Source organism: Bacillus cereus group sp. RP32 (assembly GCF_040459735.1).
Classification (GTDB): Bacteria; Bacillota; Bacilli; order Bacillales; family Bacillaceae_G; genus Bacillus_A; species Bacillus_A wiedmannii.
The window spans coordinates 3,967,059-3,979,315 of sequence record NZ_JARVHO010000001.1 but is presented as its reverse complement, the minus strand read 5'-3'; the positions used below and the strand labels follow the sequence as shown (position 1 = coordinate 3,979,315).

The following is a 12,257-nucleotide window of genomic DNA, read 5'->3' as shown; positions in this document are numbered from 1 at the left end:
GCGATAAAAGAGTGAATCATCCTATCCTACCGCATATTTTTACAAAAGGCTGAATGCAACTCAGTCTTAAGTCTGAGTCGAAAACGGTTCTTAAGCTCGTTATGGAAAAGTGAAAAAATAGTTAAGATAAGAGTATCAAATCGAAGGGAGGCAAGCACAAGATGAAACAATTTCTAGCGTTTATCGCGGCTGGTATTTTAGCTTTAATTGCTCTTGGTAGTCTTGCTGGTATTGTAGGAGTCGCAATCGGAGCAGGAGTTGTGTACTGGAGCTATAAATCATTTGTGCGAGCACAATCATTTTTTGGAAAGTTAGTTTGGGGTATTGTTGGTTTGATCGGCTTGTCCATCGCCCTTTCTCATTCCCCAGCATTAATCGGTATCGCAGCATTAGTAGTTTTATACTACGGATACCGTGAGTGGAAAAAAGAAAAAAATGTAGTTGTTGATTCTGCACCAGAAAGTTCTAAACCATATAGCAACTTTGAAGATGAGTGGAACAAGTTAATGAAAAACTAATAAAAAATTAAATCAAATTTATAAAGTAGAAGAGAGGAAGATTATAATGAAACAATCTTTATTCGGACGTGTACGCGATGCAATTTTAGCAGATTTTCATAATGTGTTAGATGAGAAAGAAAGAAAAAATCCAATCGCGATGTTAAACCAATATTTACGCGATAGTGAGCGTGAAATAACAAAAATTGAGAAGTTAATTGAGCGCCACAAAACATTAAAATCTAATTTCGCTCGTGAGCTTGAGCAAGCACGTTATTTCGTTAATAAAAGATCAAAGCAAGCGATCGTCGCTCAAGAAGCAGGCGAATTACAGCTACATGAGCGTGCGTTAGAAGAAGTAGCGTATTATGAAGGGCAAGTAACTCGATTAGAAGAAATGTATGCAGGTGTTGTAGATCAAATTGATGAGTTAGAGCGTCGTCTTGCTGAGATGAAAAATAAATTAAAAGAAATGCACGCAAAACGTATGGAATTAATGGCACGTGAAAATATGGCACATGCAAATCGTCGTATGAATACAGCGATGCATAAAATGGATGAAAATAATCCGTTCTTACGCTTTGAGGAAATTGAAGATCATATTCGCGACTTAGAATCTCGTATAAATGAGGAGCATGAACGTGACACATTTGATATGAAGATTGCAAAGCTTGAGCGTGAAATGAAAGAGAAGAATGATGTATCGTTAACGAAAGAGTTAACAAAATAATAGTAGTATATTATAAAACAGGCTTATGATATAGTGATAGGAGAAAAGGTGTTGGAAAGCAATGCCTTTTCTTCTATGTATATGTAACAAGAAGGGGGGAGCTGAAATGAAGAAACAATTTTCAAAAACACAATTAATGGGGATGCTCCTCATCATATTTGGATTCGGTCTTTTTCTTGATATGATACTTGGACATTTTGAACCAGGTGGTCTCATTTTTGCATTTATTATGCTTATGTTTGGAAGGCATTATCGTAAGAAGAATCGTTATGTAAGGGGAAATGTCTTTTTATTTGTTGGTGGTATCGTATTTTTATTCTTCTTATTTTCATCAGCAGCATTTGTTCTTGTCGTATTTGCTTGTTTAGCTTTAATTGGTTATCAACTGATTCAACAAGGACATCAGCAAAAAGCAATGAAGGTTGAAATTAAAGAAAAAGGGATTATAGACGAAGAGAAGCAAATATATCGTACAGAACCATATTTAAAAAATATGTTTGTAGGGAATATACGAATGATGGATCATATTTATGAACTTGAGGATATTAATGTTCAATATGGTGCTTGTGATGTGGAAATAGATTTAACAACTGCTATGATTCCAGAAGGAGAAACGGTAATTGTTATCCGAGGTGTCGTTGGTAATATTCGTTTATATGTGCCATATGATATTGAATTGTCTTTAAATCATTCTGTTATTGTCGGACGTGTGCTCCTGCCAGGACATGAAGAGACAGGATTTAATCGCAATGTTACATTTAGAACAGAGCAGTATAAAGAAGCGCCTCGTCGTATTAAAATTATTTCTTCGCTTGTCGTAGGCGATACGGAAGTGAGGAAAGTATAATGAAGAAACAAAAAAATATTTCGTGGATGTATATTCGTTATTCTATGTTGTCTTCTGTTAGTATTGCACTCATTTGTACAATTGTATATGTATGGAAAAGCGAGCAACAAGTGTATGATTTATTATGGAAGGAATCCATCGCTTCTGTTCCAATTGGCTTGTTTATTATGACTACAAGTTTACTTATAGGGGGAATTGTAGGATATGCAATCGGTTACTATATAGAGCAGCGTATACAAGGATTAAATACTTTTCTATTTGAAGTGGAGCGAGGGAATTTTCCGAGTGATGTTTCGTTTACTGCAGATGATGAATTTCATGAAGTAGAACGAAAAGTAATCGGTCTTGCTCGTCGATTAGAGGAGCAAGCTGGACTCTTTCAAAAAGTAACGAATGAACGAGCTCATTGGAATGAAGAGATGAGACAAGAAGCGATATCTCAAGAAAGGCATCGATTGGCGAGGGAGCTGCATGATTCTGTAAGTCAGCAGCTTTTTGCAATGTCGATGATGATGTCGGCTATTAATGAACAAGTAGCTGAAATTCCAGAAACGACAAAAAAGCAGTTGCAGCTCGTTGAAAATATGGTTGTAAATGCACAATCAGAAATGAGAGCGTTGCTTCTTCATTTACGGCCTGTACAATTAGAAGGTAAGAAACTGACACAAGGTATAGAGGAATTATTGACGGAATTATCGCGAAAGCAACATATGAAAATTGAATGGCTAATCGAGCCAATAGAATTGAAAAAAGGTGTAGAAGATCATTTATTTCGTATTGTGCAAGAAGCTTTATCCAATACTTTACGACATGCGAAAGCGAAGAAAACGGAAGTACGTCTTCGGAAAATTGATCAATATGCAATTCTAAAAATTATTGATGATGGCGTTGGATTTGAAGTCGGAGTGAATAAGGCTGGTTCATATGGTTTAAGATCAATGCAAGAGCGTGTTCATGAAATTGGTGGGACATTAAAAGTACTTAGTTTCCCCGCTAAAGGGACACAAATAGAAGTAAAAGTACCGATTATGATTGAGAAAGGGGGAGAATCATGATAAAAGTGTTACTTGTCGATGATCATGAAATGGTTCGAATGGGTGTATCAGCATATTTATCAACGCAGCCAGATATCGAAGTAGTTGGAGAAGCTGAAAATGGAAGAAAAGGTTCAGAGTTAGCACTGCAATTAAGACCAGATATTATTTTGATGGACCTTGTCATGGACGAGATGGATGGGGTTGAAGCAACACGTGCTATTATTCAGGAATGGCCAGAAGCGAAAATTGTAGTTGTAACGAGCTTTTTAGATGATGAGAAATTGTACCCTGTTATTGAGGCTGGAGCGACAAGTTATTTATTAAAAACATCAAGAGCAAGTGATATAGCAGACGCTGTACGAGCTACTTATGATGGAGAAACGGTATTAGAGCCAAAAGTTACTGGTAAAATGATGTCTCGTATGCGTCAGAAGAAAGAACAACCTTTGCACGAGGAGTTAACAGAAAGAGAGTCTGAAATTTTGTTATTAATTGCAGAGGGGAAAAGTAATCAAGAGATTGCAGATGAATTGTTTATTGCCCTCAAAACAGTAAAGACACATGTGAGTAATATTTTAAATAAGCTAAATGTCAGTGACCGGACACAGGCAGTTATTTATGCGTTTAGACATCAATTGACGAAATGATAAAGTGAAACTTTAATCAGTGGGGGGTATCTCCGCTGATTATTAGTTTACGCCAAATCTTTTTATTGACGTTAACAAATGTAAACGTTATCATTAAGTTGTTAACAGTACATACAAAGGGGAGAGAGTGTATGTTAGTTCAAACGATATTTGGCATGGATAAGTCTAAAAAATTAGGGGATTATGTGAACGCATTACAAGCGCTTTGTGAACAATATAATGTTGAAACAGATAAAATTGCAATTGTTGAGGCGACAGAAGAGTACTATTTATTTTTAGTAAAGCAAGAAGATTGCTACGATGTTATCAAAGTAGAAACAGTGGATACAAATACCGAATATTATACGAAAGCGTATAAAATAAGCAGTTTTAATCATACTGCTTATCAAAAGTAAAAAAACTCCCTTTCGGGAGTTTTTTAGGATGCTTTTACTTCGCGGGAATCAGTTATTAAGGGAACTTTTTTCGCACCGCTTAACTTAGCGATTGTAAGGCCGATAATAGCCCCGGCTAATGCTGGTATTAGCCAGCCAATTCCTTCATTATATAAAGGGATAAATTCAAAATATGGTGTGATAAATGAAACTGAAATGCCACCTTGTTTTAATCCGTCAAATACGCTTACGATTGCTGCTCCAATTAAAGCACCTACATAAACAGAGCGATATCCACCGAAATATTTATGAAGTAACGATAGTAGAACGAGTACAATTGCAACTGGATATACAACAAGTAGAATTGGAACAGAGATGGCAATAATTTTCGTTAAACCTAAGTTGGCAACTAATAATCCTAGTGCACAAATGATACTCGCGAATATTTTGTATGAAAATTTAGTCAATAATGTTGAGAAATATTGACTACACGCAGATACAAGTCCAACACAAGTTGTTAGACAAGCGAGTGTAACGATTAGAGATAATAGAAGTAAACCGTATGGACCGAATAATTGCTGTACGATAACAGTAAGTAATTGTCCGCCATTTTGTGCATATCCGAGCGAGACGCTAGTTGCACCGAGCCAGCCAAGTGCACCATATACAAGTACGAGACCAGTAGCGGCAATAAGTCCTGCTTTCGCTGTTGCGATGGCAATGGATTTACGATCCTTCACACCTTTAGAGCGAATGGCATTTACAACGATAATTCCAAATGCAAGCGCAGAAATGGTATCCATCGTTAAGTATCCTTCCATAAAACCTTTGAAGATTGGAGAAGTTTGATACTCTTGCATTGCTGGTCCTGATTGCCCGAGTGGTGTAAATACACTTTTAACAAATAGTAAGAAAATAGAGAGTAATAAAATAGGTGTTAAAATATTTCCGATGCGATCGACAAGTTTAGATGGATTTAAACTAAGCCAAAATACGATAGCGAAGAAGACGACTGTGTATAAAAATAGTGCTAGGTTACTAGAACGAATTGTTTCTGGTAAGAAAGAACTAACACCCATTTCATAAGCGACATTTGCAACGCGTGGAATTCCCATAGAAGGACCGATTGCGATATATACAACTACAGTAAAGAAAATTCCGAATAATGGGTGAACATGACTTGCGAGTTGTTGCATGCCGTTTCCTGATAAAGAAATTGCAATAACAGTTAATAATGGTAAACCGACTCCTGTTAATAAAAATCCAATCATTGCCGGCCAAAAGTTTTCACCTGCATTTTGTCCAAGCATGGGAGGGAAAATTAAATTACCTGCCCCAAAAAATAAAGAAAATAGCATAAGACCCGTGAAAAAAATATGTTTTTTTGATACAGTGTTCATTGTTTTTCCTCCTTTTTTAAATTCATTTGTAAGAACACAAAAAACTCGTCCCTAAAGAAAGGGACGAGTTATATTTACCCGCGATACCACCCTAATTTATACATGTAGAAATGAGTCTATATGTAGACGGCTTTACAACGTACAACATGATACGTGTTCCTTGTAACGGGGGACAGCCGGTAAGAACTTACTGTAACATTCGGTTCTACTTCTCGGAGATGATTTTCGGTTACGCACTGAACGTTGGCTTTCAGCAAATCGCCAACTCTCTGGGGGACGGTCCTATAACGTACTCGTTCTCGTCAATGAATTTTTATTCAAGTATTCTGACAGTATTGTCACATGTTTTTTTTTGAAAGTCAACATTTTTTTGAAATATATATTTATATATGGAAATATTGAATGTGATATTCGTTGTTGTAAAGGGAATGGTGAATTGTAAAACGGGAGTAAAAATTTGTAGAGAATTGTAAAACTTATAGAGAAAGTTGATATTTATAGGAGTAAAGAAGGTATTGTTTGAATTTACAGAGAATAATACAACAATCCACTTGCTGGAAAGAACAAACCAAAAGAGGTGACTGGAATGCTTGCGATGGGAGTATTATTTGGCATTATTGCTATAATTGGTTTTATGTGGTTATATTATTCGCGTTCGTTTAAACAAGCAGAAGTTTTACTCTTTCAAAAAGGTAGTTTGTTGACAAATCAGTCTAGATATTTAGTATGTCCGAAGTGTGGAAGTGCACAGGCCAGAAGTGGAGGATATCAAGAGTGTTGCAAAATTAGACTATGAAAGAAGGAAGCCTCACATTATGTTGTGAGGCTTCCTTCCTTACAATTTCATGGCGCTCCAAATTGTCCACCGATCTCTTTCGATAATAGGAGAGATGCTTTGTAATGCGGTCTGGACCTGTTGTAGAAGTTGAGAAAGTTCATGATCTGTTAATTCATATAGAATGGATCGACCTGTTCGAGGTGATAAATCTTGTAGCAATGCTTCTACAGAATCATGTATTTTTCGTACTTCCCATTGTGTTTGAGAGGGGAACACGTGAAGAAAATATTTTTGTAATTCTTGCTGTATCGTGGTGGTTTTTGGCCGCCTTTTTGATTCTATTTCAATGAGTTTTGGAAAGGTAGAGAAAAAATATCCACGAATGTGTTCGGGGCTTCCAGGAATTGTACAATCTTCAATAGTTCGGTCTTGTACAATAAGTACACCGTTTTTCTTTAATATACGAGAAGCTTCACGTAAAAATGTAGGAATGTCTTGTAAATGATGAATCACTGCGCGCGAAATAACAATGTCGAATGTATCATTAGGATATGGGACGTTATGTGCATCACCGTGAATGAATGAAATATTTGGAAAGCCGCTACAATTTTCTTTTGTAGCTTGTAATATTTCTTTTGAAAAATCAAGTCCAATGACATTTTTGGCCCCCATAAGAGCAAGTTCTTTCGTATAAATCCCGCCACCACAACCGATATCAATTATTTGCTTGTTTTGTATATTTGTAATACTTTTTATCATTTCTCCCCAAGAAATATGGGCGTTTCGCTGTGCGTATGTGTATTTATTATTTGCATCGTGAAAATTAATGGACATGAAAAAGACCTCCTTTCAATACTTAGTATAGCGTATTTTATAGTGTTTCACGTTTTTGTTTTTTATATGAAGAGTATAAGAATTTCTTATTGTAAAAGGAGGATTAAGTTGAAAAGGAAATATGTATTGTTGTTATTTGCTACGTTACTAGCATCTTGTGGTCAAGTAGAGCAAAAAAAAGAAACAAAAAAAGTGGAAGAGACGGTGAATGAAGTGAAAGAAACGATAGGGGTAACCGTTATACAAAAAAAACATAAAGAGAAAAAGTTACAGGAATCAGAAGCTAAGTTAGTAATAGACATTATAGATAAAGCGGAAAAACAAGAAGTAACAGGTAGTTTTGGTGAACCGGAATATGAAATAAAAATTAATAGGGGTGGAAAAAAAGAAACATATTATGCATGGCTAAGAGGAGAAGACAGACGAGGATGGATACAATATAAGAAAGCTATGTATATGCTGAATAAAAAAGATACAGAAAAGCTTTTGGCTATATTTCCAAATGTTTCAGAACAAAAAGAAGATGAGATGCAGGTAGGTCCTTTAACGGGAGTAACAAAAAAAGATTTGCAGATTACTGCGTTTCATATTAAAGCAGGCGATCAAAAAGTGAATTATACGGTGCGGTATACGATTTCACATTCACTATACAACAAGTTAGAGAAGGAACAAGAGTATTATTTACAAGTCATTTTCCCAGAAAAAGTTCAAAAATTAATTGGAGCAAAAGAGAGTGAAAAAATTTCAGGTGAAAAGGTAAAGGAAGGGTATAAACAATATGAATTGCATGCTACTGTTCCGGTAAAAGATGCTTCAGAATCACAATTAAAGTCATTAGAAACATATTATGAAAATTATGATTTGAAAATATTAAATAGCAAAAAAGAAAAAATAGGTGTTTTTCAAAATATCATTCAAATTGTTAAAGAGTATGGTGAAAAAATGGATTTACAAAGATAAAATGAAACTTTAATTAGCCCTTACGGATCGAGATGAATGTAAAGTCTATATGACCTTTCCTAGGAAATGATAATAGAGAGGGGAAAACACCCCCTCTCTATTATTTTGCTTTTGCAGATGGCTCATTCATTGATTTTCGTGTAATAAGAAAAGAAATCATAAGAGCGGAAAGGATGACAAGGGCAATAAATACGTGATTGGGCAACAAATCTAATAATAATACGTAACTAACGGTATAAAAAATTAGAGTTGAAGCTAAAAACGATAGAGCGCCTATTATGAGAGATTGTAAATTCATTTGCAAACACCTCCTTATATTTATATTTATATTTTTGGCTAAAAATGGATTAAATAAACATTATTTCTAACGATAGAAAAAAATATGTCATAATAGAGAAAAGAATAGTTTTGATGAATAAATATGATTCATTAATGAGAGATAAAGGAGAGGAATATGAAAAATAATAAAAAAGGATTATGGGGAATTATTGTTGCAATAGGGCTATTTTTACTTTCTAAGTTAAAGTGGGTATTTGCAATTTTTAAACTAGCAAAGTTTTCAACGGTATTTAGTATGTTTCTATCACTTGGTGCATACGCGGTTATATATGGTTGGAAATTTGGGGTAGCGCTCATTTATTTGTTGTTTATTCATGAAATGGGCCATTTATGGGCTGCGAAAAGAAAAGGTATACCAACATCGCCAGCAATATTTATTCCATTTATGGGCGCTCTTATTGGGATGAAAGAGATGCCGAAAAATGCAAAAGATGAAGCTTACATCGCCTATATGGGACCTCTTTTCGGATTGTTGTCATTTTTACCTGCGATTCCACTTTATATAATAACGAAAGAGCCATTTTGGGCATTAATTATTTTACTTGGAAGTATGATTAACTTCTTTAACTTGATTCCGGTTTCTCCATTAGATGGTGGACGAATTATCTCAGTTGTAAGTACAAAGATTTGGGGAGCGGGTCTTATTGTATTGCTCGGTTATGCCATTTACTTTAAAAGTATTTTGGGAGGATTTATTTTTATTATCGGCTGTATGGAATTATATAGAGTAATAAAGAGAGATGAGCCAATTAAGGAATTAGGATATAGAATTGATGGAATGAAAGAATATGTTGCAAGACTTGAAGAGGAGTTAAAAGAAACAGGTGCGGTGCATCGAAATATATATATGATGCAACATGAAATAAATATATTAAGGCAAAAAGAAAGAGAGAAAGAATTAAAAGTAGGAGAACTTCAAAAGATTGAAGTGTTAGAGCATCTTTTACCAAAGTTTGAGCCGCTTGATTACGTTCCATATGAAGATGAAAAAGAAACGCATACAATTCATATAAGAGAAGCATTTGAAATGTCAGAAAGAAAATTACAGGAATGGGAGACAGAAAAGAGACAACAGGAAAACTATTATAAAGTTGATATGAAAACAAAATGGACAGTCTTTGCTTGTTATATCGGATTAATGGCTATACTCGGTTATACAGCTTATGAAGGGTACATTGTTTTACAAGAACATTTACCAACGAGAAATGTATAGAAAAATATTGTCGAAATGATAGGAAGAATTTATACAGGAATTATATTTCTACGAGAGAATGTTACAAGTATAGTCTTACATTGTAATATCTTTAGTAGAGAAGGAGTTCTGTATATGAAGAAATTGTTAATTGTATTCGGGATTATTATCGTAATGATCATTGCGAGCTATAGTCTTATGAAATTGCTATTACATTATGCGAATAAGCCTGCTGAGGTAAGTACAATAGCTCAAATAGAAGATGTGCAAGAAGAGACAAAAGTGCTAGATTTTATTCGTATGACGCATGAAAGTTATAATAATTTCTTAAATTACGGTAAAGCAGAGAATTATACAGAAGGGGACTGGAACCAATTTAAACAATGGTTTCAACAACAAGAATCGTCTTTAAAAAATATACATACAGAAATAAAGAATGAAAAAATAAAACGTGATGTAAATAGAAGCTATGAAATTGTAAAAAAAGGTGTAGAACTTCAAAATGTTGAGTATGTAGTTTATGCACATCGTGTATACCATGACTTAGATATTATTGTAAATAAATATAGAGGTGAAACGAACATCTGGGGGTATACAGAGTTTGGAGATGGAAAAGATATAAGGGTAATTGAACAAGCTATACAGTCCAAATAATAAGCTAGCTAGAATTCTAGTTGGCTTATTTTCTTTTGTAAGTGCAATGTTCATATATTATTCACAAAAACACCGTGTTAATAGTGATTAAAATCACAATATGTACTATACAATTCAGTTAAACTAAAAACAGTTAAGGAAATAGAGGAGTGGGATACAATGTTAAGTGCAAAAACAATTGAAATCGTAAAGTCAACAGTACCATTATTACAAGAAAAAGGCGTTGAAATTACAACGAGATTTTATCAAATTTTATTTTCGGAACATCCGGAGTTATTGAATATTTTCAACCATACAAATCAGAAAAAGGGAAGACAACAACAAGCGCTAGCGAATGCTGTTTATGCAGCTGCAACGTATATTGATAATTTAGAAGCTATTATTCCAGTTGTAAAACAAATTGGTCATAAGCATAGAAGTTTAGGTATTAAAGCAGAGCATTACCCGATTGTAGGTACATGTTTATTACGTGCAATTAAAGAGGTCGCAGGTGCACCTGATGAAGTTTTAAATGCATGGGGAGAAGCTTATGGTGTCATTGCTGATGCATTCATTAGCATTGAAGCAGAGATGTATGAAGAAGCGGCACATAAAGAAGGTGGATGGAAAGATTTCCGTAACTTTGTGGTTGTTAAAAAAGTGAAGGAAAGCGACGTTATTACATCATTTTATTTAAAACCTGAAGATGGTGGGCAAGTTTCTTCATTCATCCCAGGACAATATGTAACGATTCAAATAAATATAGAAGGTGAAACGTATACACATAATCGTCAATATAGTTTATCAGATGCTCCTGGAAAAGAATATTATCGTATTAGTGTAAAGAAAGAAAAAGGTGTAGATACACCGGACGGTAAAGTATCTAACTACTTACACGATCATGTAGAAGAAGGGGATATGTTACCAGTAAGTGCACCAGCAGGAGATTTCGTATTAAATATGGATTCAACATTACCAGTTGTGCTAATTAGTGGTGGAGTAGGTATTACACCAATGATGAGTATGCTAAATACGTTAATTGAACAAAACTCAAAACGTAATGTATGTTTTGTTCATGCAGCGATAAATAGTAATACACATGCAATGAAAGAACACGTTGAGGCAGTAGATAATGAATACGAACAAGTTAAAGCATACACTTGCTATTCTGCACCAACTGAAAAAGATTTGGAAATGAAGAACTTTGATAAAGAAGGTTTCATTGAAGCTGAATGGTTACAAACTATTATTCCGACAACTGAAGCAGAATTTTATTTCTGTGGTCCCGTACCATTTATGAAGCATATAAATGCTGCACTAACTAATATAGGTGTGGAACAAGAGCATATTCATTATGAATTTTTCGGTCCAGCAGCAAGCTTACAATAGATGAAGTTTGAAATAAGTAAAAAACGAGGTATTATTTTACCTCGTTTTTTATTTGTTCTCGTAACAGCCGATTTACCGTTTCACGGCGTATACCTATGAGTTGACCGATTTCAGTTTGTGTTAATATTTCATATATAGGAATGTCACCTAAATATAGTGTGAACCATTCTTGTAAACGATGTAGACGTTCTTTCGGAGAGACGGTTGTCAATTGATCGATACGCTGTTGCATCATTCTTAATTTTGATTGTAGTTGCATAGCAATATTTGCATATGATGCAGGATTTGCCTGAAGTTGATCGTACCATTCGTTACTAATTATAGGTTCAACTTCTGTTTTCATTAAAGCGATTGCTGTACCGTGATATTCCTTCGGTGAAATTAAGGAATGGTGAGGTATCGTTTCACCTGGAACGATAATGTTGAATAGAAATGGTGTTCCATCTTCTTCTATCCGTACTACTTTTAATAAACCTGTTTTTATAAGATATAAAGGACCGTCCTCGCCTTGACGGAATAGTACATCTCCTTTGTGTAGAATCAATGTTAGCCCCCCCATTTAAACATTTCTATTTCTTCTATTTTAGCGTATATGTATAA

15 protein-coding genes and 1 other annotated feature are annotated in these 12,257 nt (G+C 34.7%); of the genes, 11 read left to right on the top strand and 4 right to left on the bottom strand.

Going from position 1 to position 12,257, the window contains the following annotated elements; all coding sequences use genetic code 11:
• Positions 1-161: 161 nt before the first annotated feature.
• The 6 genes from QCI46_RS20470 to QCI46_RS20445 all read left to right on the top strand — a co-directional run bounded on the left by QCI46_RS20470 (position 162) and on the right by QCI46_RS20445 (position 4,153).
• A complete protein-coding gene (locus tag QCI46_RS20470; protein ID WP_353841264.1) occupies positions 162-518 on the top strand; it encodes a lmo0954 family membrane protein in 357 nt (118 codons plus the stop codon).
• A 46-nt stretch (positions 519-564) separates the two neighbouring features.
• Positions 565-1,227, top strand: a complete 663-nt coding sequence (locus QCI46_RS20465) for a PspA/IM30 family protein (RefSeq protein ID WP_075308722.1) — start codon at positions 565-567, stop codon at positions 1,225-1,227.
• A 106-nt stretch (positions 1,228-1,333) separates the two neighbouring features.
• A complete protein-coding gene (gene liaF, locus QCI46_RS20460) occupies positions 1,334-2,074 on the top strand; it encodes a cell wall-active antibiotics response protein LiaF (protein ID WP_075308724.1) in 741 nt (246 codons plus the stop codon).
• Positions 2,074-3,129: a sensor histidine kinase gene (locus QCI46_RS20455; protein WP_098089008.1), complete on the top strand. Its 1,056-nt coding sequence runs from the start codon at positions 2,074-2,076 to the stop codon at positions 3,127-3,129. The genes liaF and QCI46_RS20455 overlap by 1 nt, the downstream gene beginning before the upstream one ends.
• On the top strand, positions 3,126-3,758 hold the full coding sequence (locus QCI46_RS20450; protein WP_000598709.1) for a response regulator: 633 nt from the start codon (positions 3,126-3,128) through the stop codon (positions 3,756-3,758). The genes QCI46_RS20455 and QCI46_RS20450 overlap by 4 nt, the downstream gene beginning before the upstream one ends.
• 98 nt (positions 3,759-3,856) lie before the next feature.
• Entirely contained in the window at positions 3,857-4,153 is a 297-nt protein-coding gene (locus tag QCI46_RS20445; protein WP_327957798.1) for a DUF3992 domain-containing protein, read from the top strand.
• Positions 4,154-4,176: 23 nt separating this feature from the next.
• Here the strand turns inward: QCI46_RS20445 and brnQ3 are convergent, their stop codons facing one another.
• A complete protein-coding gene (brnQ3, locus tag QCI46_RS20440) occupies positions 4,177-5,532 on the bottom strand; it encodes a branched-chain amino acid transport system II carrier protein BrnQ3 (protein WP_353841263.1) in 1,356 nt (451 codons plus the stop codon).
• 56 nt (positions 5,533-5,588) lie between these two features.
• Positions 5,589-5,847: a binding site (T-box leader), on the bottom strand.
• 271 nt (positions 5,848-6,118) lie between these two features.
• Here brnQ3 and QCI46_RS20435 point away from each other — a divergent pair.
• On the top strand, positions 6,119-6,328 hold the full coding sequence (locus QCI46_RS20435; protein ID WP_000880630.1) for a hypothetical protein: 210 nt from the start codon (positions 6,119-6,121) through the stop codon (positions 6,326-6,328).
• A 39-nt stretch (positions 6,329-6,367) separates the two neighbouring features.
• Here QCI46_RS20435 and QCI46_RS20430 read toward each other — a convergent pair whose 3' ends face one another.
• Complete coding sequence (locus tag QCI46_RS20430) at positions 6,368-7,144, bottom strand: class I SAM-dependent methyltransferase (RefSeq protein ID WP_327957796.1); 777 nt, start codon at positions 7,142-7,144, stop codon at positions 6,368-6,370.
• A gap of 108 nt (positions 7,145-7,252) precedes the next feature.
• Here QCI46_RS20430 and QCI46_RS20425 point away from each other — a divergent pair, with 108 nt between their 5' ends.
• On the top strand, positions 7,253-8,104 hold the full coding sequence (locus QCI46_RS20425; protein WP_327957795.1) for a YhfM domain-containing protein: 852 nt from the start codon (positions 7,253-7,255) through the stop codon (positions 8,102-8,104).
• Positions 8,105-8,204: 100 nt separating this feature from the next.
• Here the strand turns inward: QCI46_RS20425 and QCI46_RS20420 are convergent, their stop codons facing one another.
• Complete coding sequence (locus QCI46_RS20420; protein WP_001053356.1) at positions 8,205-8,402, bottom strand: hypothetical protein; 198 nt, start codon at positions 8,400-8,402, stop codon at positions 8,205-8,207.
• A 156-nt stretch (positions 8,403-8,558) separates the two neighbouring features.
• On the opposite strand from QCI46_RS20420, the gene QCI46_RS20415 reads away from it, so the two are divergent.
• The 3 genes from QCI46_RS20415 to hmpA all read left to right on the top strand — a co-directional run bounded on the left by QCI46_RS20415 (position 8,559) and on the right by hmpA (position 11,657).
• Complete coding sequence (locus QCI46_RS20415; protein ID WP_098089014.1) at positions 8,559-9,656, top strand: site-2 protease family protein; 1,098 nt, start codon at positions 8,559-8,561, stop codon at positions 9,654-9,656.
• A gap of 114 nt (positions 9,657-9,770) precedes the next feature.
• A complete protein-coding gene (locus QCI46_RS20410) occupies positions 9,771-10,289 on the top strand; it encodes a hypothetical protein (protein WP_353841262.1) in 519 nt (172 codons plus the stop codon).
• Between the two features lie 159 nt (positions 10,290-10,448).
• Positions 10,449-11,657, top strand: a complete 1,209-nt coding sequence (hmpA, locus tag QCI46_RS20405) for an NO-inducible flavohemoprotein (RefSeq protein ID WP_327957794.1) — start codon at positions 10,449-10,451, stop codon at positions 11,655-11,657.
• A gap of 31 nt (positions 11,658-11,688) precedes the next feature.
• On the opposite strand, the gene QCI46_RS20400 is transcribed toward hmpA, so the two are convergent.
• A complete protein-coding gene (locus QCI46_RS20400; RefSeq protein ID WP_353841261.1) occupies positions 11,689-12,201 on the bottom strand; it encodes a Crp/Fnr family transcriptional regulator in 513 nt (170 codons plus the stop codon).
• Between the last annotated feature and the right edge of the window lie 56 nt (positions 12,202-12,257).

What these genes read in the sequence shown, in the direction of transcription:
- QCI46_RS20470 (WP_353841264.1), top strand. Translation starts at nt 162, where the DNA reads ATGAAACAATTTCTAGCGTTTATCGCGGCTGGTATTTTAGCTTTAATT.
- QCI46_RS20465 (WP_075308722.1), top strand. Translation starts at nt 565, where the DNA reads ATGAAACAATCTTTATTCGGACGTGTACGCGATGCAATTTTAGCAGAT.
- liaF (WP_075308724.1), top strand. Translation starts at nt 1,334, where the DNA reads ATGAAGAAACAATTTTCAAAAACACAATTAATGGGGATGCTCCTCATC.
- QCI46_RS20455 (WP_098089008.1), top strand. Translation starts at nt 2,074, where the DNA reads ATGAAGAAACAAAAAAATATTTCGTGGATGTATATTCGTTATTCTATG.
- QCI46_RS20450 (WP_000598709.1), top strand. Translation starts at nt 3,126, where the DNA reads ATGATAAAAGTGTTACTTGTCGATGATCATGAAATGGTTCGAATGGGT.
- brnQ3 (WP_353841263.1), bottom strand. Translation starts at nt 5,532, where the DNA reads ATGAACACTGTATCAAAAAAACATATTTTTTTCACGGGTCTTATGCTA.
- QCI46_RS20435 (WP_000880630.1), top strand. Translation starts at nt 6,119, where the DNA reads ATGCTTGCGATGGGAGTATTATTTGGCATTATTGCTATAATTGGTTTT.
- QCI46_RS20430 (WP_327957796.1), bottom strand. Translation starts at nt 7,144, where the DNA reads ATGTCCATTAATTTTCACGATGCAAATAATAAATACACATACGCACAG.
- QCI46_RS20420 (WP_001053356.1), bottom strand. Translation starts at nt 8,402, where the DNA reads ATGAATTTACAATCTCTCATAATAGGCGCTCTATCGTTTTTAGCTTCA.
- QCI46_RS20415 (WP_098089014.1), top strand. Translation starts at nt 8,559, where the DNA reads ATGAAAAATAATAAAAAAGGATTATGGGGAATTATTGTTGCAATAGGG.
- QCI46_RS20410 (WP_353841262.1), top strand. Translation starts at nt 9,771, where the DNA reads ATGAAGAAATTGTTAATTGTATTCGGGATTATTATCGTAATGATCATT.
- hmpA (WP_327957794.1), top strand. Translation starts at nt 10,449, where the DNA reads ATGTTAAGTGCAAAAACAATTGAAATCGTAAAGTCAACAGTACCATTA.